Origin of the sequence: Leifsonia tongyongensis, from assembly GCF_010686705.1 — a bacterium.
Taxonomy (GTDB): domain Bacteria; phylum Actinomycetota; class Actinomycetes; order Actinomycetales; family Microbacteriaceae; genus Diaminobutyricibacter; species Diaminobutyricibacter tongyongensis.
The window spans coordinates 219298-242212 of the sequence record NZ_JAAGWY010000002.1 but is presented as its reverse complement, the minus strand read 5'-3'; the positions used below and the strand labels follow the sequence as shown (position 1 = coordinate 242212).

Genomic DNA, 22915 nt, shown 5'->3' with positions numbered 1-22915 from the left:
GTTGACGTATGCATTGAGCAATATCAGACTGACCATAGCACCACCCGCACCAACCGAAGGAGACGGCGATGCTCACCACCGACCGCATGGACGACACCCTCATCGACGTACCCCGCGGACTCACCAACGTCGTCGCCGCCGAGACCGCACTCGGAGACGTCCGTGGTCACGAAGGCTTCTACCACTACCGGCAGTACTCCGCCGTGGAACTCGCGAGCGAACGCACCTTCGAAGAGGCCTGGTACCTGCTGGTCTTCGGCGACCTGCCGACACGGCCCCAGCTCGACGCCTTCAAGCGGCGCGTCGCCGACGCACGCACGATCCCGGATGAGGTCGCCGCGATGCTCCCTGCCATCGCGCGGGTGACGGGCGGAACGGATGCGCTGGCCGGGCTGCGCCTCGCGCTCGGCGCGGTGGCAGCGGTGGACGGCATCCGGCCGCTGTACGACACGGCAGCGGATGCGCGTATCGACGACGCCATCCGGGTCGCCGCCGTGACGCCCGCACTGCTCGCCGCCCTCCACCGGCTTGCGGCGGGCGAGCAGCCCATCCTGTCGCGTCCCGACCTCGGGCACGTCGCGAACTACCTCTACCTGCTGTCGGGCACGGCACCGGATGCACGCACCGAGCACGCGGTCAGCGCCTACATGACCGCGGCGATCGACCACGGCTTCAACGCCTCCACCTTCACGGCACGCGTGATCGCCTCCACCGGAGCCGACCTGGGCTCTGCCGTCGTGGGGGCGCTCGGCGCGCTCGCGGGTCCGCTGCACGGGGGCGCGCCCAGCCGCGCGCTCGACACGCTCGACGCGATCGGCAGCCCGGACCGCATCGACGCCTGGGTGACGGATGCGGTGCTGTCCGGCGGGCGGATCATGGGGTTCGGGCATCCGGTGTACCGAACGGAGGACCCGCGCTCGCGGATGCTCCGCACGATCGCGGAAGGGTTCGGCGGGTCGCGAGTAGAGTTCGCGACGGCGGTCGAGAAGCGAGTGCTCGCGTTGCTTTCCGAACTCAAGCCGGGGCGGGAGCTGCACACGAACGTCGAGTTCTACGCGGCTGTCGTCATGGAGCTGTGCGGAATCCCGCGGAGCATGTTCACGCCGACGTTCGCCGCAGCGCGGGTCGTCGGCTGGACGGCGCACATCCTCGAACAGGCGGCTGACGGGAAGATCATCCGCCCCTCGTCGCGGTATGTCGGGGAGCCGGCACCGGCGCCGCTGCCGCCCGCCGTATGAGCCGCGGCCCTGCCGGCCGCGGGGTCGGGCGGCTGCGAGCCGTGCGGGCGGCGGGCCGCGAGGGCGGCGAGCCCCGCGGCGTCGCGCGGCCGCGAGCCGCGCGGGCGGCGGGGTCGCGAGGGCGGCGGCCCCGCGGCGGCGAGCGTCGCCGTTCCGGTCGAGAGTGCTCGTTCCGTCTGTAACAATCGACCGGAACGGGAACATTCGGCGGGCAACCCCGGCCCACAGGGAGCAAGCGTACGCTCAAGGGGTGTCAGACGTCGGCTGGGTCGAGGCGTCCGCCCGCGATGTCGGCATGGATCCCGCCGGACTCGAACGCGCGGTCGCCCTCATCGACGCGCGCCGGGCATCCGCCCAGTTGTGCGTGTTCCGCGACGACCAGATCGTGCTCGACCGGGCGTTCGGATGCGCATCCGACGCCCTGTTCTGGACGTTCTCGGTCAGCAAACCGTTCGTCGCCCTCGCCATCCACCTGCTCGTCGAACGCGGCCAGCTCACCCTCGACGACCCCGTCGCCCTGCACTGGCCCGAATTCGCGCGTAACGGCAAAGACCGCATCACGGTGCGACATGTGCTGACGCATCGCGCGGGTATCCCCTTCTCGAGCGGCGGACTCCTCGGGGACGTCGCAGCGATGGCCGACTGGGACCGCTCGACCGCACTCGCCGAGAACGCGACACCCTGGTGGCCGGCGGGGAGGGTCGTCGGGTACCACATCCTCAGCTACGGGTTCGTGCTCGGCGAGGTGGTCCAGCGCGTCAGCGGGATGCCCGTGCGCGACTTCGTCCATGCGAACCTGCTGGCCCCGCTCGGGCTCAACGACATCGAGCTCGGCCTCGCCGACGCGGAATGGCCGCGGCATGTCCCGCTGCGCGGACAGGTCATGACCGACCAGGTGCGCCGGGTCGTCTTCAACCGCAGGAACGTGCGGCAGTCGGTGATACCCGCCGCGGGCATCTCGGCGACGGCTCGCTCGGTAGCGACGTTCTATCGGATGCTGTTGGCGGGCGGCGAACTCGACGGCGTTCGGGTACTGCAGCCGTCGACGATCGAGGAAGCACGGCGAGTCTCCAGCGACGGCGAAGTCGACCAGCTGATGCACCACCCCGTGCGGTGGGCGCAAGGATTCCAGCTCGGCGGGCCGTACGGCACGCGGCGGCCGACCGGGACGCACTCCGACCCGAGGACGTTCGGCCACAACGGCAGCAGCATCTGCAACACCTGGGCGGACCCGGGGCGCGGACTTGTGTTCGCGTACCTGACGAACCTCGGGGCGCCGCGTCGCGCATCCCTCCGCCACAACGCCGACGTCTCCGACGCGTTGCTCGACGCCTGCCGCTGAGCGCGGCCGGCCCCTGGCGTCGAGTGTCGCCGTCCCCGCCGAATGTCACTGCTGCGCCGGTGATTCTCGGCGGGAACGGTGACACTCGCGCCCCCGATGTGCGTGCCGGGCGGGCTCGGCTGGCGACAGGGCCCGTTCCGGTCGAAAGTGCCCGGCGGAACAGGCACGCTCGACCGGAAAGGGCACACTCGGGGCGCACGGTCGCGCGCCGCGCCCGGCGAGCCGCCGGGGTCCCTCCCTGCCGTCGAGAGTCGCCGTCCCCGCCGAATGTCACTGCTGCGCCGGTGATTCTCGGCGTGAACGGCGACACTCGCGCCCCCGATGTGCGTGCCGGGCGGGCTCGGCTGGCGACAGGGCCCGTTCCGGTCCAAAGTGCCCGGCGGAACAGGCACGCTCGACCGGAAAGGGCACACTCGGGGCGCGAGTGCGCGGGTGCGCGCGTGGGCGAGTGCGCGGGTGCGCGCGTGGGCGAGTGCGGCGGGCGCGGTGCGCGGCGGGAGGGCAGACGCGGCGCGCGGGCCGCTCAGCGTGTGAGGTCGTCGGTGGCGGTGCGGCCCGCGGCGGTCGCCCGCTGCAGGAAGTCGGCGAGCACAGCGAGCTGGGCCTCGTCGTAGTCGTCGAGGATCGCATCCATCGAGGTGTTCATGCCGGAGTACAGCCGGAACAGCTCCCCGGCGCGATCGGGCAGTGCCCGCACCTGTACGGCGCGGCGATCGGCGGCGTCGCGTTCGCGCACGATCCAGCCGTTCTTCTCGAGCCGGTCGAGGATGCCGGTGATCGTCGCAGGGTGCAGCCCGGCGCGGCGCGCGAGTTCACTGGGGCTGATCGGCCCGTGCATCGCGATCACGTCCAGGCAGTCGAGGTCGACGTCGCGGAGGTCGGCGCGCGAGCCGACCTGGTGGTTGAGCAACGAGATCTGGTTGTTGAACTCGCGCATCGTGAGCTTGATGGACGTCGCCGCCCGACGTCGTCGTCGCGCCGTCTCCTCATCCCCACTTAATTTGGTTTCCATATGATACCTTTTTCATATTGTACGGTGAATTGAGGAGGACACGTTGAACATAGTCGTTTTCGGCGCGAACGGCGGGACCGGGCGCCTTCTGGTGCGTCGGGCCCTGGATGCCGGACACACAGTCACTGCCGTCACGCGGCACCCCGACGCCTTCACCCTTGGTGACGGCGCGACCCTGCACGAGAACCTGTCGGTGCTGGCGGCGGACGTGCACGACCCGAACGCTGTGGACCGCGCAGTCACTGGTCACGACGTCGTGCTCTCGGCGCTCGGCGTCCCCTACGCGCGCAAACCGATCACCGTGTACTCCGTGGGAATCACCAACATCATCGCGGCGATGGACAGGTACGGCATCCGCCGATTGGTCTGCGTGAGTTCGAGTGCGACGGATCCCGCCACCCGTTACCACGACACCGGCGGCGGCTTCATCTTCGAGAAGGTGCTGAAGCCGTTCATCACGAAAACGCTCGGCAAGGAACTGTATGCGGACATGCTCCGGATGGAGCGCCTGGTGCAGGCGAGCGACCTCGACTACACGATCGTGCGGCCCTCCGGGCTGTTCGAGACGCCTGCCGTGACCGAATATGTGGACGCCGAGATCGAACTCCCCGAGCGGTTCACGTCGCGCGCAGATCTCGCCGCGTTCATGCTGAGGCTCGGCGAAGGAGACGAGTATTCGCGGACGTCGGCCGCGGTCGCGACCGTGTCGACGCATCCGCGGGTCATCGACCTGCTCCGCCAGGAGGCTTTCGCCCGCTCCTGACGCGCGCCGTGTACGACGCGCCGAGCGGCCGAGAGTCGCCGTCCCCGCCGAATGTCACTGTTGCGCGTGTGATTCTCGGCGCGAGTGGCGACACTCGGCGCTGGTGGGTGTTGGCTGGCGGGCGGGCCGGCGCTGGGGTCAGCCGGCGGCGGGGGCCTCGCCGGGGATGGAGATCCGCTTCGGCAGGGCGAACACCAGCAGGAATGCGGCGACGCTGAGCGCGGCGCTGACGCCGAGTGCGTTGGCTGCGGCATTGGTGAAGCCCGTCGCGACTGCTGCCGGCGTGTGCCCCGTGATCGTCAGCGTTCCGAACAGGACCGAACCGATGATCGCGATACCGATTGCGCTTCCGACCCGCTGCATCACGCCGATCACACCGCTAGCGGAGCCCGCTTCCGAACGGTCGACGGTTGCAACGATGAATTGCGCGTTGGGTGCGATGAACAGTCCGCTGCCGAAGCCGGCGATGGCCAGGGGCGCGAGCAGGTCCCAGTTGGTGAGGTCGGCTGCGACGACGGTCAGCAGCACCAGCCAGATCCAGACGAGTCCGATCACGACGAGGCCCGTACCGATGATGAGTACCGTGCGTCCGAGCAGCTTCGAGAGGCGGTCACTGAGCGCGGCACCGACGATGCTGCCGATGGCGAACGGGATCGAGACCAGGCCCGACTCGAGCGCCGTGTGTCCCAGGCCGGCCTGCCAGAGCAGCGAGATCGTAAAGAAGATGCTGGTGAACGCCGCGAAGTACACGAGCGCCAGCACCACACCGCCGGTGAACTGCGGATGCGTGAACAGGTGCGGTGGAACAAGCGGCGATCCACCGGCATTCGCAACTCTGACTTCCCAGAACGCGAAGGCGACGATCAGCAGTGCACCGGCGACGAGCGTGACGTAGGTCCAGGCCGGCCAGCCCTGGTCCTGGCCTTCGATGAGCGGCACGAGTATCGCGATGAGCCCGGCCGAGAGCAGCAGCAGCCCGAACCAGTCGGTGCCGACACGGCCTTCGCCGACTTTGCCGGCGGGCAGGATGATGGCGGCGGCGATGAGGGCGAGCACACCGATCGGGATGTTGACCCAGAACACGAGGCGCCAGCCGTTCTCGTTGCCGAATGCCTGGATGATCAGGCCACCGACGATCGGGCCGAGCGCGGTCGACACGCCGATCACCGCGCCCATGATGCCGAACGCCTTTCCGCGGACCTGGGGCACGAACAGCAGCTGGATCATCGCCGTGACGGCAGGCACGAAGATACCGCCGGCGAGTCCCTGGATGACACGCGCCACGATCAGCTGCATGTCGTTCTGCGCGAGACCGCAGAACAGGCTGGCCGCGGTGAACAGTGCGAGACCGGTGAAGAACACCCACTTGTGTCCGATGCGGTCGCCGACGCGACCGGATGGGATCAGGGCGAGGCCGAACGCGAGGGCGTAGCCGGAGATGATCCACGACAGCGTCGCCTCGGAGGCGTTGAGGCTGGTGCGGATGGTCGGCAGCGCGACGTTCACGATGGTGGTGTCGAGGAGCGCCATGAACATGGCGACCATCAGGACGATGAGGGCGTTCCACGCGCTTCGCGGCACGACGGGCGCGGGCGGGCGGCCTCCGGCGGCGGTCGGGGCGGATGCGTCGGCCGACGCCACCGTGTCGGTCATCGGTGTGCCGGCGGTTGCGACTCCTACACCGCGTGCGCCGGCCTCGCCGGCCGTCGCCACGCCGGCCGCGTGTGCGGACGTTGCACCCGTCGCGGTGGTTGCCGTTCCGGTGCTGTTGGCGCGGTCGGAGCTGCCCACCGCATCCGGTTCGACCGGGGCCGCGTGTGCACCCGAGTGCGGTTCCGGGTTCGCCCCGTCGGGTATCACGTCGGGGAGCGCGTGGGCTCCGGCGTGTGCGCCGTGATGGGTGCCGGCCGCGTGGTCCGGGTGGTCTGCGTTGCCGGGGTGGTCTGCGTTGGCTGGGTTGCCGGGGTCGGCTGGGTTGCCGGGCTTGCCTGGGTTGTCGGGTGTCGGTTCGTTGGGCGAGGTGTCAGTCATCGGGGGTGTCCTTTCGGGCGCGTTCGTCGGCGATGATGTCGGGAAGTTGTTGGAGGAGGTCGTTGTGCCAGGCGACTTCGGCGCGCAGTCGTTCCGTCTTGTGACGCATGACGAATTTTTCAGCTTTGGTCAGGTATTTGTCGACGTGGATCCGGTGCGATTCTGTGTCTGCGATCATCGCTTGGAGCGTCTGGATGCGCCCCTGGATCGTGTCGGGAAGGTGGTCGAGCCGGTCGGTGTCGAGTTTGGTGAGCGCGAGGTCGAACGGGTCGGGTTTGATCACGATGGCGCGGAGCCCGTCGAGGCGCATGCTTCGGAGGGATTCGCGGCCGGCTTCGCTGATCTGCCAGACCTGGCGTTCAGGGTACGCGCCTTCGCGTTCGACCCGCGTTTCGACGATGAGCCCTTCTGCAGCGAGTCGTTTGATGGCTCCGTAGAGGGCGCCGACGGTGATGTCCGTCCAGAGGTTCACGTGTTCTTGTTCGGCGAGCAGTCTGAGCTGGTGGCCGTGCATCGGGCCTCGCTCGTCGAGCGATCCCAGGATGAACAGGCGGATGGATGACACGCGACTACTCTCGCACGACTAGTCTTTGGCGTCAATTCGGTTTCTGGTCTGGTGGCGCCGTTTCTCTCCGGCTTGTTTCGTTGTCGCTGTTGCCGGTGAGCGGTCAATTGTGCCGCGGGCTCGGCCGGTTTCAGCGTTTGGGTCAGGGGTTGTTTTGGGCGTTGAATCCGCCGTCGTCGTAGTGTTCGTCGTTGACGAAGCCCCCTCCGGATGCGTTGAGCGCGATGTTGTATGCCGTTTGTTCGCGTTCTTCTTCGGTGTCGGTTGTGCCGTCTTCGTAGTCTCGGACGATGTCGTCTCCGTCTGCGAGTGGTTCGCCGTCCCACTCGTATTCGCTGTCGTTTGTGTCACCCTTGCGTGTCATGGGTGAAGGGTACGCGCGGTCGGGGGTTGGCGGCCATCCCCCGTCTTGTGAACTTTTGGGCGTGGGCGCCGACGTGTTGGGCCGGCGCCCGAGCGCGTTCAGGTGTTGTAGGGGACGGCGATGTCGCAGACGTCGTCGTCGGGTTCTGCGGCCATGAAGTCGGCGAAGTAGATTTCGCGTGGCGCCAGGCGCGGCGTGAGTTTGTGTTCGGTGAGCCACGCGTACACCTCGTCGTAAGCCTGCAGGATTTGCGGGTATTGGACCTGCGCTTTGGTGATGCGCGTGTAGGCCTCCTCACCGGCAGCCTCGACGAGCACCTCGGTGGGCGGCTCGACGTCGTCAGTTGTCACTCCCGCGCGGACCGGCACCGCGTTGCGCACGTCGCCGTCGGTGTCGTCGTTGACGGGTGTTTCGTAGATGGTGGTCAACGGGCCGGCCCATCCCCCGAAGCGACCGGCTTGTTCGGCGAGCCTGTCTGCGGAACCTTGGATGAAGCCAGGGATCTCGGGTGGGGACACCCGTTTCACTTCCGTGAGGTAGGTCGTTTCGGGCACTGTCCTGCTTTGTACGGTCATGGTGGTTTCCTTCTCTGCTGAGACGACCGAGATCACGTAGGCGGCGAGGTTGTGCTGGCCCCACAGTTGCGCCTCGCGCCGTTTCCAGTAAGCGTCGATGAGCTGCGCCCGCTCGGCACCCTTGCTTTTGAGCACCGCGCGGATGCTCGCCAGAGGCATTTCGAGAGCACGAAGCATATTAATGAGGCGTGCTTCGAGTAGCTGATCTTCGCTGTAGTAGCGGTACCGGTTGGCGGGGTCGACGTGGACGGGCTCGAGGATGCCTTGTTCGGCATACAGTCTCAGCGCTTTCGCGCTGAGCCGGCTTCGCACCTGGAAGGTGCCGCTGAGGATGAGTCCCACGCGTTCCTCCCTCGTCGTGATCTCGTGTGGCGGCTGCCACTATTCCACTGTCGGGGCCGCCCTTGGGGCAAGGTCAAGCACTGTGAACCGCGTCAAGTACCAGCGTCCGTTTCGGCGACGATCATTCCTGCGGGCGTCTTTGGCACCGGTCCTGGCCACGGACCGAGCTTGGAGCGCGCGACCTCCGGCGTGATGAAGACGAAGCTCCGGCTAGGGGATGGGTTGACGTCCCATCCTGCATTTCGGAAACCAGCAGCGAGGTCCGAATTGGATAATCCCTCGATCCTCAACGCAAGAGTCTCGTTCGGCTCCTCCACATTGACGGACCAGGCAAGCCGGGCGAGGAAATCGGCAAGGTCTTCCCCCTTCGCCACGTTGAACCCGGGCGACAACCAAAGAGTGACAAGTGTGGTTGATTCCCGCTTGAATCCGTTGAAGCTGCCTCCGCCTTCAACCACGGCGTCCTCGACGCCCTCGATTGATCGAACTTGTTCAACGGCTCTTTTCACGCTCTGGCCGCCCTCGCTGACCGACGTGCACCCAGTGCAGAGCGGAAGTAGTGCGACGGCCGCGACGGCAGTCAATGAACGAATCAGATGGAAAATCATGCCAGGTCACTCAATGGTTTTTGCATAGTAGTCGTGGACCGCGAGGTTCCCGTCGAAGTATCTTGCAACCTTCGAATCGGCGCCGAGCTCAGGATTGTTTGCTGCCATGCGGGCGTAGCGGTCGAGATTGTGTGCGATGTCAGGACGGATCAGAGACCCGGGACTCTCGCCTGCAAAGTACGGCGCGCTTTTGCGCAAAGTTGTCCATTCGACTGGATTTGTAGCGCCGTCTGTCGCGCAAACGATGTCCTGAGTCGCTTCCAAAGCGATCACATCAACGTCATCTGGAATGGAAAATCTTGCGATCGGTGAGCCCGCGGTGATCACTTGACGGATGTTGTAGCTAGTGTCGCTCGACGCTAATGATGCAGCCGTGATACCGCCAAGGCTGAATCCCGCCAGCAGAATCGGAGGACCGTCAGGATCAGCAGGGATCCCGGCTGCTTCCATCGAGTCAAGGACTGCTCTAGCGAGAGCTGTCTGCCTCCCCCCGACCATCGAATGAAGATCCGCGGTCAGGTCGCTAGGAGCAGTCATACGTTGTAGGTCAAAAGATTGTGTGCTCGGGATCTGAACGATGTACGAGGTGATTCGCCCCTCCTGATCGGTATTGGTAATGACGCGAATGGTTGCGAAGCCGTCTTTGCCTATGTCGTCGATCTGTCGGCCGCTTGCAAGCAAGGAGGTGATGTCAGACGGAACAATGCGCTCGTTTGCATCGACACGAAAGGCGCCATCACTTCCAAAGACGGCATTTGAACTCATCGCGGCGCGAAGTCGTGCCAGCTCAGCAAGCCGCTTTTCAGTCAACCCTGAGGGGCCGAGCTCTGCGGGGCGGTCGATGAAGAAGCCGAAGGTGTTGCCGGACGCGATCAGGCCTCGAAGGATGTCGTCGTAGAACGGGCCCGTCCTGCCCAGGGACGACTCAAACCGAGTGATCGCGTGCGCGAACGCTCCGTTCATTTCAAACGCCGAGGCGATGTTCGCGCCGAAGAGGGCGCCGAAAAGCGCACCCCCACCCATCACCCACTCTGGATTGTTGCGGTAGTCCTCGAGAGTCTTCAGTAGTCCGGGTACGAGTGCGGCGACGAACTCGTCGCCGAAGCCCGCGACGAGGGAATCGACCGCGACCTTTACACCGATGATCGCCGTACCGAACAAGACCCCGGCTGACTCGGCTGCGGCCAACCCGGCAAGTGCTTCGTCACCGGCCCGCGTAGCGAACGCTCCGGCGGTGCCGGCGGCGTTCCCGAGCCCAGTCGCCGCAATGGCCAAGGCGTCTTCAGCAAGTCGGTATGTCGTCACAACCGTGGCTGAGATGACCGCAGCGCTTTCTACTGCCGTCGCATGAATGACGAGCCGACTGACGGCAACCGCCACGGCACCCTCCGCGTTTGCGCCAGTGAAGGGCGAGAGCGGCAAAGACGCTACGAGATCGGGATCGCTCGCTACGCGCGCGACGTAGCCGATCCGGGAGCGAACGAACTCGGTGTGCGTGCGCACTGACGTCGACAAACGATCGATGTCGTCGAACGAGACGAGGAGAGTCGAACCCCCCTCACGCGACATCTCTGGTCCTTCGAAGGCCGGCGACCATCTCGAGCAGATCCGCGCGAATCAGAGATCGAGAGACCTTGGCCAAACGCATTCGGCCGCTTTCGGCGAGGGACTCACCGGAAACAGGGAACTGCCCCGGGATCACGGTCATCGAGATCCACCCGTCGTCGCCGCGGAACCAGTCCCCCATGTACAGGCAGCGGGCCTCCCTGTCGAGAAGTTCGAGATGAAAGCCTGCATCCATCTGGCGGGTAAGACCCGACATGAGTTCGACGTCCTGGTCATCGCCGCTGCGCGAGGTGAGGGATGCGAGGAACTCCTGGTTCCCCGCTCGGACGGCTTCGACGACTGCTCTCGAGTCCACAAGACCGATCGTTGTCGACGTGAGGGGCGAGTTCGTTCCCGGCGAGTTGTCCGCAACCAACTCGAGAAGGTGCTTGGTCAGTTCGCCCAGGTACATGAAGGTGACCACGATCCGGGCCGTGGGATCAAGAGCACCTCGCCTCTGGACTCGCCGCAGCCCCGCACAAGCACCACGGTTGACGCTGATCAGCTCCCGCGATTCCTCGGCGGGGCTCCACGCGAAGATGCGGAGCGCACGCTCGGCCACCGCGTGAAGGGAGAGCGCGAAGAGCAACGCCGGAGCCACTCCCTCTGGATCGCCGTCTGCCTGGGGGCCGACAAGACCACGCTCCTTCAGGGACGCGTGTCCGGCCGCGATTGCGGTGTCCTCGTTAGCGTCGTCCGGCAACGGACTGAGGTCGCTCGCCGTGTACCCGGACGGCAGAACGAGCTCAGGGACAAGCTCGCACACCGCGCGAAGCTCGTCGATGGACAGTTCGAATCTCCAGCTCTCGGCCACTACTGCGCCCACCCCTTTTTCTCGAACAGTTGTCTGAAATCCAGCCAGTCCCTCGACCCCGCCGCGGGAACGTCGCGAGCAGCCGAAGCGATGGCACCTTCGACGGCGCCCACGGTGTCCTCCCCCGCCTGACGGACTGCTCGGGCCGCCTCATCGATTCGTGCAGTCACCCAGGCTTGCGCATCCTGGATCGCTCGCTTCGTCCCTTCAACAGCCGTAACATGACGCTCGAGCGCCCCGGCTGCGTCCTGAAGTGCGGACGCATGTGCACCGATCTCGCCGGCCAGCCCATGCAGCTGATTGCGGAAGGAATCGCCGGCTGGGGACTTCCATGTCATCGCGTCACTCTGAAGAGTCAGCGTGGTCGCGCTCCCCCTCAGCTCGTCCGCGATCTCCCTAAGAGCGTTTGCCCGCGCGCGAACGCTAACCATTTCTCCGTACATCCTGGTTCCTGGTTCCTCTTCGTGAACGACGGGGCGATCAGCGGCCGAGGCGAGCGGCCAGGCTGGCGTCAACCTCGTGAAGCGTTTGAGCGGTCGTACGGAGGAATTGGGCAAGATCGTCGAGGCCGCCGATCGTATTCCGCGCCCCCGACGTGAAGCGGCTGTATGCATCCGCGAAGGCACCGGAGGACTTATCGGTCGTGAAGCCCGCAGCTGTCAATGAGGCGATCTGCGACTGAAGTTTCGCCAAGGTCGAATTGATCTCGTCGCGACCGGCCACCAGTCGGTCGGCGTTGCCATTGATTTCCTGATACGAGACGTTGATATTGGCCATGGTTTCCCCCTTGGGCATGATGAATCGAAATTAGAGAAGGTCCATGCCCCGCCCGGAATGACCTGTCTCATCGAGTCTAGGGAGCCCCCTCTGTCGAGGTCCAGCGAATCGGCGACTTGTGGATTACTACAAATGCATTGAATGTAGACCACGTCAACATGGTCCCGATCCCGGTCCGGTATGCGCCACCTGGACGCGCTCCATTCGGCCGTCCCGCACGAGAATTCCCCGGCCAAGGGGGAATTCCGAGCGCCGAATCCTCGGAAACTGTACACGGAAGAGACTCATCCCATCGCCCTCTTCCGGCTGAAGGACGATGCCGGATCGGGCTGCTTTCAGCTGACCGGTGATCGCCCAGGCGCTCGCCCCGGTGACAGTGTCGGTCTCAGCGATCACCGAGGCACCCGTGCGACGCGCGACACCGATGAGTCGGGCAACGGCCGTATCGGCCGCAAGTCCATCGAAGTCTCCGACACCTTCGATCACTATGACGACGTGTTTGACCCTTTCGGCGATCGAGGCTTCGAGACGGGCGGCGAGGCGTCCCGCCAATTCATCGGCCGAGTCCGGTGAAGCCGAGGCTTCAACCCAGTTCTCGGCCTCCGCAAGCTCCCCACGTCGACCGGCGAGGAGGTAGAACTCGGCCGCTGGGCGAGCCTTCCGCGCGTTTCGGATGAGCGTGCGCATGGCCGTCGACCGACCGGAGCCGAGCGGGCCGGTAACGACGAAGATCCCCTTGAGGGCAACGGTTACTGGACTCAGTGTTTCGTGACCGAGCCCGAGCACAGCGCGTCCGTCGTGTGTTGACGGCAGGGCATCCGATCCGATCAGAGTGGGAAGCCTTGCAACGGGCGGCGCCGCGTTCACGCGACTCTCCAAAGTGGTCGCGAGGAGCGCAATCCGCTCAACGTGGTGGGTGGCGTCGCGACCGCCCCCCGGCGCGCCGATTTGAAACTCTTGGCCATCGCACACTGCTCGGCCGGGTGGGGCACCATCCAGCGCATCCGCGGACAGCCCTGCCGCGGAGTACTCTCCCTCCCCCGCCAGCCGCAGGACGATGGTCGCCTGCACGTTGGCCTGGATCGTCGTCGGAATCGCACCGGGACGATCCGCGGTGAGGATGAAGCTCACCCCGAGTTGTCGCCCCCGCGAGATAAGTTTCACGAACTCGTCGAACAGTGAATCGGATGCGCGGAATTCGTAGTCCGTCCGGAAAGCGCCCATCCCGTCGACCAGGATAAGGATTCGCGATTCGGGCTTGCCGGTGATCCGGCGGAAGTCGGTCAGGGATGCAGCACTGACTGCGCCGAATCGCTCTGCCCGATCTTCGACGACTGTCTCCAGCCAGCGCACAAGCCTCCCGAGTCGTTCGTGGTCGTCTCCGGCGATGATCGAGCCGACGGTGGGAAGCTGTTCGAGCTGGCGGAGCGCACCGCCCGCGAAATCGAGTCCGTAGATCCAGATGGGGTGGGCATCCGCTGATCGAGACGCGGCGAAGGCGATACTGCGAAGCAGCGTCGTCTTGCCCGACCCGCCCGTTCCGACAGCGGCCACGTTGCCGTCCCGGTCCGGGCTGAGGACGAAGGGGACTTGTCGTTGCGCTTCGGGCTCATCGGCCAGGCCAATGGGGATGCTGCTTCCGTCCGCGGCGGGCAATGTATCGAGGTCGAGGGCATCGGGCAGTTCATCGAGCCAGGGTCGCCTGGGAGTCTGCAGTGCGCAGCGTTCCGCCGCGTGCGTAATCACGGAGACGAGCCGCTCGCTGTCACGCGGTCCCGTATGTGGTCGAGCAGCGCCAGGCTGGGCCCACGCGGCCCCGTGGCCGAAGGCCAGCTCGGTGACGGCGATCTCGGACTGCGCGCTCGCTTCATTGGTCCAGCCGCCTGCGAACGCTGACTGGAAATCGATCACCCGACCAGGACCGAGCTTTGCCGCCGCCCGCCCCGGAGTCCCCGGGTCGAAGTACGCCGCGGCCGCGATGCCGAGCACATCGGTGCTGTCCGCTTCATCGGCAACCCTCAGTGCCACGCGCAGGTTCGTGTTCGCCCGCAGGCTCTGGGTGATGACGCCCGCCGGGCGTTGGGTTGCCATGACGAGATGGAGCCCCAGAGATCGGCCGCGCTGTGCGATATCGATGACCCCAGCGACGAAGTCGGGCACCTCCGAAGCGAGCGCGGCGAATTCGTCGATGACGATGACAAGCGATGGCGGCGCATCCGGATCCGATCTGCTCTCGAGTGTTTCGAGATCCTTGGCGCCTGTTCGGTTGAGCAGTTCCTCGCGATACCGCAACTCGGCCTTCAGCGACGTCAGCGCGCGGTTGACGAGCCGCGGCGTCAGGTCGGTTACGAGCCCGACCGAGTGAGGGAGGTCGACGCATTCGGCGAACGCGCTGCCGCCTTTGTAGTCGACCAGGAGGAAGTTGAGCCGGTCGGATGAATACTCCGTCGCGAGTGCGAGAATCCAGCTTTGCAGGAACTCGCTCTTGCCCGACCCCGTCGTACCGCCTACTAGCGCGTGCGGCCCATGCGATCGCAGATCGAGTTGCAGCGCGCCGCCTGCACTCTGGCCGACCAGCGCACAGATGCCGCCCGGTTCACGTTGCGCGCCCGGCGACCAGTGTTGCGTAATGCTGTCGTTCTTTCGCCATCGCCTGATGACCGCATCCGCTTCGCCCGCGACCGGGTCGCTGAACAGGTCGAGCAGCGCAACACGTCGAGGGAGGTCTGATTCGTCGAGAACCTGCGCCCCCGAGTCTTCGATCGGAGCGAGGAGCCGGGCGGCCTGCTGCGCACTCATCACGTCCAAACCCTCGATTGCGGTCAGCGGGACGCGACGACCCGTACGGACATGGCCGACGGTGGCGCGGCCGAATGCGTCCACGTCGACGAAGGTGCGACAGACGACAGGAAGAGCTGCCGCATCCCGTGCCACCCACAATGTGAAGACACCGAAATCTGGTCCGTTCTCTGCGATCGCGACGAGGCGTGCCCGGTCGACGGCGTCTGCCGGCGCAACGATCGAGACGACGGCTGGGGTGGCCGGGAGGCGGTCCACGGATGCCCCATGGTCGGCGTCGAAGCGAAGGCCTTCGTCGAGACGGCCCCGCACGAAGGTGCCTTTGCCTGCTCCTGCTGCGCGCCGACTTTCGATCAGGTCCTCAAGCTCAGCCATGAGGACGTTCGCCGAGTTGAAATCGCTCGCGAGGCAGCCACGCTGCAGCGGACTATGAGGTGAGTCGACATGCGGCAGCCATTTCAGCCAGGACCATTCGTCGCTCAGGTTCTCTGCCCCGAACGCCGCGATGACCAGGTCGGCCGGCGAATGCAGCCCCGCGAGCTGAAGGACGATGGCACGGGCGATGTCTGTGGCGATGATGCTGGATCCTGCGACGCCGATTGCTCCTGCCCGCTCGAAATTGTCGATGACCGGGACTCCATCGAGCTCTGCGAACTGGTCGGCCGTCGTCGTCAGCTCATCCCAGTCGGAGGCGGTCGAATTGCTCCGCGCCGGCAACGTCACCGTGTTTCGGGAAGGCAGCGTGCCGAGACCGAACCTCACCTCGAGGAAGGTCGTGTGTTCCGGTCTTCTGGTCCACAAGGCAGGCGATCGGATGTGAATGGCGCCGAGAACATCGCTCGTCGACGGGGATTCGGCAATCCGCGCTTGCCGTTCGCGTTCTCGCTCTGTCGTCAATGCCCGCTGGGCAGAATCCAGAGACGAGCCGAACCGGTCAGTGGCGTCCCGCTGCTTGCGGCGGTTCTGGATGCGGTTGTCGACCCAGGTCCCGATCATGATGATCGGCGATAAGGCGATGAACAGGAGGCTGATCACCTGGTGCGTAACCGCGAACAGCGCCACACCCATACCCAGCGGCGCGAACATGGCGAGCAACGGGAATCGTGCCCTATCGATCGTGCCGGGCGGCTGCGGAAGAGCGAACTCTGTGCCGCGGTAGACCGGCTCGACTCGCGGGGAGCGGGTGAAGGAGCTGTCGCCGGCGCTGGTCGCGCCCCGCTTTCCATCGATCATGGGGCCATTGCCGACCGACCACGCCACCTCTGGTGCGCTCAAAGCCCCCGCGGCGGGGAGCCATCGCAGCTCGTCGTCACCGATGCGGATGCGCGACCTCGGGGTCAGCACCGCGCGGGCGGCCGCCCTGCCGTCGACCTCGATGCCGTTGGCCGAGTTCAGATCAGTGATTTCCGCCGTTTCACCTGCAGTGATGCTGGCGTGTCGGCGCGATGCGAGACCGTCTGTGAGCTGGATGTCGGCGGCAGGGTCGCGTCCGATGATGTTCACACCTGCAGTCACGACGAACCGCCTGCCAGCGTCTGGTCCCGCGACTACTTGAAGAGCACCCGCCGGTTCGCTCGAGTCATCGCCGAGACTCCGCTCGCCGACGGGAACGAGTTCGATCGTGCATCCTGACCGCAGCCCGGATTCGTGGACCGAGAGCAGCGGGCTGAGCTGGTGGGCGTGAAGCTGTCCCGGATATTCGACGCGGAGGGTGACGCGTGGGTCGCCCGAATCTTCTGGATCCGCGCGTGACGGGTCGGCGCGCCTCAGGTGGCTGGCCAGTTCCTGAACTGTCGCCGTGACGTCGACAGTCACCTGGATGTCGCGCGCGGGTTTGCCACGCTCTTTCAGTGTGAGTTTGAGCCGCATGTGCCTCCCGTGCTCTGCTTTCGAGCCTAGAAGAGTTGGCTCGCGCGGCGCTTGGGGTGTGGATAACGTCGTCGGGCGGCCCGGTCAGCGGGTTGCGCTGGTGCCAGCCGTGGCGAGCACTCGATTCGTTAGTTCACGTCCAACGGTCGCCCTTCGGTTGTCCCGAAGGGTCGTATCCGTCGCTACAAATACTGCACTTTCGGACAAGTGAGCCCGGTTGGTCTGACGCACGCACGATCGCTGGCATGATCGGAGGAGCGAATCAGAGAGACGGCACAACAAGATGAACTTGCGACACCTTTTCAGCCGCCAGACGAGGATGGCGCTGAGCGCTACGCCAGGTAGAAAGGTGATCACTTGGGGAGAGTCCGCGGTCTTATGTGCCGTCGTGTGGCTCTGGCCGACGGTCCTTCCGTGGTGGGGTTGGCTGATTGTTGCCGTGGCGGACGGCGTCGGTTTCGCATTTCTGGGCCGGTATTGGGCAGACAAGGATCTCGGCATAGCCGAGGCTGCTGAAGCGTAACGGCGCTTGTCCCTTGACTATTCGACGAGGCGGATGAACGCGCTCAGCTCCGCTACACCTTCGGGTCTGATCGGCAGGTACTCCGTCAGCTCGGGCGAATAGACAAGGAATGCTGCCCATTTCGCACGCGAGATCGCGACGTTGAGGCGATTCTTCATGATGAGGAACGACATCCCGCGCGGAACGTCCAGCGCCGACGACGCAGCGAGTGAGACGATCGCGATCGCCGCTTCCTGGCCCTGGAACTTGTCGACGGTCCCGACGCGGACGGCGCCGAGTTCCGCATCCTCTAGCGCTTCGTGCACCATCGCGAGCTGGGCGTTGTACGGCGTGACCACGATCACGTCGGATTCTGTCAGCGGTTCTCTGAACCGTCCGGACGACGGGTCGGTCCACTGTGAGCCGAGCACCGACCGGACGAGCTCGACGACGACCGCGGCTTCTTCCGGCGATTCGGTCGCGTTGCCCCAGTGTTCGACCGGAACGACGTGGAGTCCGGGCTCGACGCCATCGAGGATCCGCTCTGACGCCTCGAGTTGTGAGCTCAGCTTGCCTTCGTACGAGAGCTGCGAGACGGGAACGGTCAACGCAGGGTGCATCCGCCGGCTTTCCGCAAGGAAGTATCCGAGTTCGGGCGGCAGCACGTCGTGTCCTTCGCTGACCCAGCCGAGTGCGGAGCCGTCGACGGGCTCTGGATGTGTTCCCTGGCTGACCTGGGGCAGCTGCTGCGGGTCGCCGAGAAGCAGCAGATTGCGCGCGGCGACGCTGGCGGAGATGGTCGACGCCAGCGAGAACTGCCCGGCCTCGTCGACGACAAGCAGGTCGAGGCTTTTGCGCGGGATACGGGCGGCGTTCGCGAAATCCCAGCCGGTGCCGCCGATGACGTAGCCGACCTCACGCCGCTCGAGTGCGAAGAGGAGCTGACCGTCCTTTTCCAGTGCTGTGTACGAAGGGGTGGCGCTGGCGGCATCCGCTTTCGGCACTTTGCCGACCAGTCGCGGGTCGAGTCCGGCACGCACGACAGCGTCGAGCAGGTGTTCGACCACGCTATGGGATTGGGCGACGACGCCGATCTTCCACTGGTGTTTGGCGACCAGGTCGGCGATCACGTGGGCGCCGAGGTACGTTTTGCCGGTTCCGGGTGGGCCCTGAACGGCGAGATAGGACCGTTCGAGCCCGAGCAGGCTGCCGACGACGGAGGGCACCAGGTCGGGACCGGGCGGGGGCAGTGCTCCAGTGCGGGTCCGCGGCGGGACACGACGGAGGATGTCGACCATCGGGTCACGCGGCCACTCCGGCCCGGCGATTTCGGTCTGCGCCGCGAGCAGCACACTCCCCCACTCGTCGATGGCTTCGATGAGCCGGTCTGCGCGTGGCGGGCTCGCCGGCGTCAGCGCGCTCGGCAGCACAGAGTAGGGCTCCACGTCTCGCTGCAGCGTCTCTTCGACGATCACCGACCCGTCGTCTTCGACCTCAACGATTCGGACGGCCTTGTAGGTTCGCGCTCCTGGCTCGGCGGTCGGGTTGGCGAAGGGTCCGGGGTATTCATACAGCAGATAGGGGCCGGCCTGGTCGCTTGCCTTCGGGTTCGAGCCTGGTCCCCATTGCCCTCGGAGCCGCAGTTCACGCCGCTCTGTTCGTTGGCCGTTGTCGCGGTACCAGTCGCGCACGACCACCGCGGATTCGACGATGAGCGCGTCGCGCGTGTCGCCCCATTCGTCGAGCGGCTGCACGAGGCGGGTGAAGTGTTCTTGCCAGAACGTCTTGTTCTCGCGCCGGTGGTAGTCGATCGCGGCCGCTGCGAACGCGAGAGCGCGCTGGTCGTAGGTGCGGTCGGGGTCGAGGGGGTTGCCTGCCAACGCCAGGAGTCCGTCCCTGATCGGTGACGGTTCCAGCTCGATGTCGGCATTGTCGGGCGCCAGTTGGCCGACCGGGATGCCGGAGCGGGCTGCGTGCGCGAGGAGGTAGTCGCGGAGGCGGAGGGTGGACACGCAGTCGTAGCGGTTGTAGTCGGCGATGGAGTCGAGCATCCGCTGCCCTTCGGCGATGTCGCCGGTGGCGATGAGGTCGCGCGCATCCGCGTATTCGGTGATCGATGCGGCCGCGTTCTGCACTTCACCTTCGCGGAGCTGGTCGCCCATGTAGAGGGGTTCGAGCTTCTTGATGGAGTAAGACCGCGACCCCACGCGCAGCGCTTTTCGCACGATCGCGTACAGGTCGACGAGCACGTTTTCGCGCAGCAGCTGGTCGACTTCGGCCTCGCCAACGCCATGGCGGGCAGCTAGGGCGAGCAGGTGGGTGCGCTCATATGCCGCGTAGTGGTACACGTGCAAGTCCGGGTAGCGGCGGCGGCGTTCGCCGAGCCAGTCGAGGAACGCGCGCAACGCCTCCCGCTCTTCGCCGAAGTCGTGCGCCCAGAACGCGGTGAAGTCTTCCTCGACGTCGATGGAGCCGAATAGGTAGTCGAGCCCCCAGCGCTCCCCCGGGCCTTCGGTGTAGAGCGGGTCGCCTTCGAAGTCAAAGAAGATGTCTCCGGGGCTGGGCGTCGGGAGTACGGCGAGAGCGGATGGGTCGTAGAGGACCACGGGCGGCGGCTCGTCGGTGCGCGCATCCCTCTGCAACCTCGCCTGTGTCTTGAGCGAGGCGAGGGTTCCATCCGCGATGCCGTTGACGTGTGTGAGGTCGGTGGTCGCGAGGTCGTCGATGGTCAGGATGCCCTCTGCCGCAAGGCGCGCGCGTTGCGTCACGCGCATCCCGGCTACCAGAAGGACGTCGCGGGATGCCTGGATCTCGGCATCGCACTCCTCACAGCGGCCGTCCACCATGTAGCGCGGGTCGCCCCATTGCACCGCCTGGGTGTCTTCGAGGCGTTCTTGCACGATTCGGAGAAGTCGCTGGCGCCGCTTGCGGTACACCGGCGCGATGTCGTCGAGGCGGTGCACGCTGATCGTGCCGTCGCCGAGGAGGAGCTCGACCGTGGGTGCGACGCGGACCCCTAGGTGTTCGAGTTGTTCGGCGTAGGCGGCGAGCTGCAGGAGGGCCGTGACGCGTGCGCTGCGGGCGAGTTTGGTGTCCTGCACCTGGTAGCTGCCGTCGGGCTGGCGGACGATGAAGTCGGCGAACCCGAGGAAGCTGCCGTCGAAGAAGGTGGCCTGGAAGACGACCTCGGCCTGGTCGGCGAAGGCCTGGCGGGTGGCGGCGACGGCTTGGGCCAGGTTGTCGGCCGTAAGGGGGCTGTCGGGGCGTGCGATCTCGACGGTTTTCGCGCCATGTTCTTGTTTGTAACGGACGAGGACCCGGGCTTCGTGTTCGTCGCCGAGCCGGCTGGTGCGCACGTACATCGGGTCTTCGGGAACGTCGAGCTTGTCGATGCGGCCGAGCTTGACGTCGAGTTTGCGGAGGAAGGCGAACTCGCACTTCGACGCTTCGGTGAGGTCACTGGCGCTGGTGACGACGCTGCCGTCGAGAATGAACACGCGACCCCCTTTCGCTGCGATGTTGCTCGCTGACTCGAGCGTATCGGGAGGGTGTGACAGTGCTAGTCGACTTGTCTGCCATACTCGACGCGGGTTCCGTTAGTCGGCTTGCTCTTGCCGCGGCGAAGCGGAGGCAGACGAAGCCGGTGCGACCGCGAGACTGTGAGCTGCGCTTCCCAACGCTGGTCGTTCTTGAGCACCCAAGTGCCGACACGCGCCGCCATGATCACGACCGCTAACCCGGCATAGAGCAGCACGGTTAACCAGATGGGATGCTCTGCATCCTGTGCTCCGATTACACCGCCAATAGCTCCTGCGAAACTCATGGCGACAAATCCGAAAAGCCGGGAATTCATAAGTGGAAACCTCTCGGCTATCGGTGTGCGGCGCAGTATGTGTCCAGCCTGCTGGATTTACATAACGAACGCAATGCTTGCATTCAATGACCGATGGCACTGTTAGTTCCTCTACCCGATCCATAGGCACTTCCCACGCCCTGCCCCAACTGTTGTTCCCACTGCGACCGAGGTTCTTGACCCTTTGTATGTTCCGATGGGGAATCATTACGCCTCGGCAATCGGCGCGGATGACTCAAAGCTCACCCACCGCGAGAAGGACAAACTCGTTCGCCGGCACAACTCCCTCGCCTACACAGGTTGTGTGCTCTCCCTCGTCGCTTTTCTTATCAACCCATTTGCGATCCTGAGCATTCTCGGAATTATGTTCGCCGCTATTGGGCTTGCCAAATCGCATGAGCTGGATGGTCGCAGTCGTGTCACAGGGCGCGGCACCGCCATTGTGGGAATCGTTCTCGGCATAGTGGGCGCGGCATGGTTTGCCTGGGCCATCAGCCGACAGTTCGGCTAAAGCGCCAAGCCCGGGGCCCCTGGGTTGGGGCTGCACGAGCAAGCCGGTCGCTGGAACGCTAAACAAATGAGCTTTCGATACGGCCCGAACGGGCAGCAGCCCTCCCAGATGGTGTACGTGCAGTATGCGCCCAAGCCTCCGAGCAACGGGTTGGCTATTGCTGGGATGGTGCTCGGAATCGTAGGCACGGTGCTTTCCCTCATTCCGATAGTGGGAATTTTCCTATGCTGGCTGCCCGCGCTCCTTGGAGTGATCTTCGGCTGTATCGGTCTTGGCACCGCAAAACGCAACAATGGCTACAGGCGTGGTGAGGCGATCACTGCAGTGATCTGTGGGCTGTTGCCGATTCCCCTCGTCATGATCGGGTTCGCGGTTGTCGCTGCGCTCGGGGCGTCTTCCTCCACGCAGTAGGTCGAATCTCAATGTCGAGCAATCGTGTCGGGCTCAATGTTTGAGTAGGTTTGAGTCGCACCTTGCTGAGCGACATCGAATGAGACGAGATCGGGTGAACCAGCCCATTCAAGTTGTTGCGGCAGTCATTGCCTCAGAGAATCTGATCCTGGCGTGCAAACGCTCCCCGCTGAAGTCTGCTGGGGGTAAGTGGGAATTCCCCGGCGGCAAAGTTGAACCCGATGAGTCCCCAGAGGCCGCGCTGATTCGCGAAATCCGCGAGGAGCTTGGTGTCGAGATTGAGCTCGGCGATCGCATCAGCAGGACCGAAACTCGAGTGGGCGATCTGTCCATCGATCTGGCGTCGTATCGCGCGATCACTATTGGACCCGCGCCGACCTCGAGCACGGATCACGACGAGCTACGGTGGCTGCCGATTTCGGATCTTGCGCAGCTTGATTGGGCAGCCCCTGACATGCCGACCGTCAACGCGCTTGTTAGAACCAAACAGATGTAGTCCGCCCCGGACGCACCCGGCTTGAGTGGGACTCGACTACTTGACTCCCGCGACGTGAGTTCGATGCCAAGCAAAGTACTTCGCTGACTTTTGCGAGTATGCGGAAACCTGCCTCCCAGCGATCGCCCCAATCCTCGACGAAACGGGTGCGGTAGTTGTCGACCCACGAGTTTGTTGTACTAACCCCATCGAGTCGACATGAATGAGTCCACCTTCGTACAAGGCGTCACAACCGAAAAGACACGCGGCCATAATCACGGCGAGATCTCGACGCTCGGACTCCGAGCACGCGTATCTCGGCTTGATGTGGGCGGCAGCCAAAAGATTCGACGGGTAAGTCTCACCGCAGATTGCACACTCGGACTGCAACGAGCCCTTGAGTAAAAGGAGTCGAATCGCACGCTGTTCGAGTCGAATTTTTCGAATGCGGGTCGCATC

At 65.1% G+C, this 22915-nt stretch carries 19 protein-coding genes; 6 read left to right on the top strand and 13 right to left on the bottom strand.

The window, feature by feature from the left end; translation table 11 throughout:
- Positions 1-68: 68 nt before the first annotated feature.
- Together G3T36_RS09105 and G3T36_RS09100 are read left to right on the top strand one after the other, a co-directional pair.
- Positions 69-1238, top strand: a complete 1170-nt coding sequence (locus G3T36_RS09105; protein WP_240148421.1) for a citrate synthase — start codon at positions 69-71, stop codon at positions 1236-1238.
- A gap of 250 nt (positions 1239-1488) precedes the next feature.
- Positions 1489-2580 (top strand): serine hydrolase, encoded by a 1092-nt coding sequence (locus tag G3T36_RS09100; protein WP_163289489.1) that lies wholly within the window; start codon positions 1489-1491, stop codon positions 2578-2580.
- Positions 2581-3103: 523 nt separating this feature from the next.
- Here the strand turns inward: G3T36_RS09100 and G3T36_RS09095 are convergent.
- Entirely contained in the window at positions 3104-3592 is a 489-nt protein-coding gene (locus tag G3T36_RS09095; protein WP_163289488.1) for a MarR family winged helix-turn-helix transcriptional regulator, read from the bottom strand.
- A 43-nt stretch (positions 3593-3635) separates the two neighbouring features.
- On the opposite strand from G3T36_RS09095, the gene G3T36_RS09090 reads away from it, so the two are divergent.
- Positions 3636-4355, top strand: coding sequence for an NAD(P)-dependent oxidoreductase (locus tag G3T36_RS09090; protein WP_163289487.1), 720 nt, complete (start codon positions 3636-3638; stop codon positions 4353-4355).
- A gap of 138 nt (positions 4356-4493) precedes the next feature.
- Here the strand turns inward: G3T36_RS09090 and G3T36_RS09085 are convergent, their stop codons facing one another.
- From G3T36_RS09085 to G3T36_RS09030, 12 genes are all read right to left on the bottom strand, one after another.
- Complete coding sequence (locus G3T36_RS09085; protein ID WP_240148420.1) at positions 4494-6386, bottom strand: MFS transporter; 1893 nt, start codon at positions 6384-6386, stop codon at positions 4494-4496.
- Positions 6379-6951, bottom strand: a complete 573-nt coding sequence (locus G3T36_RS09080) for a helix-turn-helix transcriptional regulator (RefSeq protein ID WP_163289486.1) — start codon at positions 6949-6951, stop codon at positions 6379-6381. Before G3T36_RS09080 ends, G3T36_RS09085 begins: the two co-directional genes overlap by 8 nt.
- A gap of 142 nt (positions 6952-7093) precedes the next feature.
- Entirely contained in the window at positions 7094-7315 is a 222-nt protein-coding gene (locus tag G3T36_RS09075) for a hypothetical protein (RefSeq protein ID WP_163289485.1), read from the bottom strand.
- 98 nt (positions 7316-7413) lie between these two features.
- Positions 7414-8232 (bottom strand): MerR family transcriptional regulator, encoded by an 819-nt coding sequence (locus tag G3T36_RS09070; protein WP_163289484.1) that lies wholly within the window; start codon positions 8230-8232, stop codon positions 7414-7416.
- A gap of 92 nt (positions 8233-8324) precedes the next feature.
- The gene (locus G3T36_RS09065; protein WP_163289483.1) at positions 8325-8840 is read right to left on the bottom strand and encodes a hypothetical protein; all 516 of its coding nucleotides are present in this window, start codon (positions 8838-8840) and stop codon (positions 8325-8327) included.
- 6 nt (positions 8841-8846) lie between these two features.
- The gene (locus G3T36_RS09060) at positions 8847-10220 is read right to left on the bottom strand and encodes a hypothetical protein (protein WP_163289482.1); all 1374 of its coding nucleotides are present in this window, start codon (positions 10218-10220) and stop codon (positions 8847-8849) included.
- A 178-nt stretch (positions 10221-10398) separates the two neighbouring features.
- Entirely contained in the window at positions 10399-11259 is an 861-nt protein-coding gene (locus G3T36_RS09055) for a hypothetical protein (RefSeq protein WP_205245046.1), read from the bottom strand.
- The gene (locus tag G3T36_RS09050; RefSeq protein ID WP_163289480.1) at positions 11259-11702 is read right to left on the bottom strand and encodes a hypothetical protein; all 444 of its coding nucleotides are present in this window, start codon (positions 11700-11702) and stop codon (positions 11259-11261) included. Before G3T36_RS09050 ends, G3T36_RS09055 begins: the two co-directional genes overlap by 1 nt.
- 37 nt (positions 11703-11739) lie before the next feature.
- Entirely contained in the window at positions 11740-12036 is a 297-nt protein-coding gene (locus G3T36_RS09045; RefSeq protein ID WP_163289479.1) for a WXG100 family type VII secretion target, read from the bottom strand.
- Positions 12037-12189: 153 nt separating this feature from the next.
- Entirely contained in the window at positions 12190-16704 is a 4515-nt protein-coding gene (locus tag G3T36_RS09040) for a type VII secretion EssC family protein (RefSeq protein WP_163289478.1), read from the bottom strand.
- A gap of 540 nt (positions 16705-17244) precedes the next feature.
- Positions 17245-20703: a TM0106 family RecB-like putative nuclease gene (locus G3T36_RS09035; protein WP_163289477.1), complete on the bottom strand. Its 3459-nt coding sequence runs from the start codon at positions 20701-20703 to the stop codon at positions 17245-17247.
- 62 nt (positions 20704-20765) lie between these two features.
- Complete coding sequence (locus G3T36_RS09030) at positions 20766-21059, bottom strand: hypothetical protein (RefSeq protein WP_163289476.1); 294 nt, start codon at positions 21057-21059, stop codon at positions 20766-20768.
- Positions 21060-21255: 196 nt separating this feature from the next.
- Between G3T36_RS09030 and G3T36_RS09025 the strand changes: the two genes are divergently transcribed.
- From G3T36_RS09025 to G3T36_RS09015, 3 genes are all read left to right on the top strand, one after another.
- Complete coding sequence (locus G3T36_RS09025) at positions 21256-21570, top strand: hypothetical protein (protein ID WP_163289475.1); 315 nt, start codon at positions 21256-21258, stop codon at positions 21568-21570.
- A gap of 66 nt (positions 21571-21636) precedes the next feature.
- A complete protein-coding gene (locus tag G3T36_RS09020) occupies positions 21637-21981 on the top strand; it encodes a DUF4190 domain-containing protein (protein WP_163289474.1) in 345 nt (114 codons plus the stop codon).
- 94 nt (positions 21982-22075) lie between these two features.
- Positions 22076-22477, top strand: a complete 402-nt coding sequence (locus G3T36_RS09015; RefSeq protein ID WP_163289473.1) for an NUDIX domain-containing protein — start codon at positions 22076-22078, stop codon at positions 22475-22477.
- Positions 22478-22915: the final 438 nt, after the last annotated feature.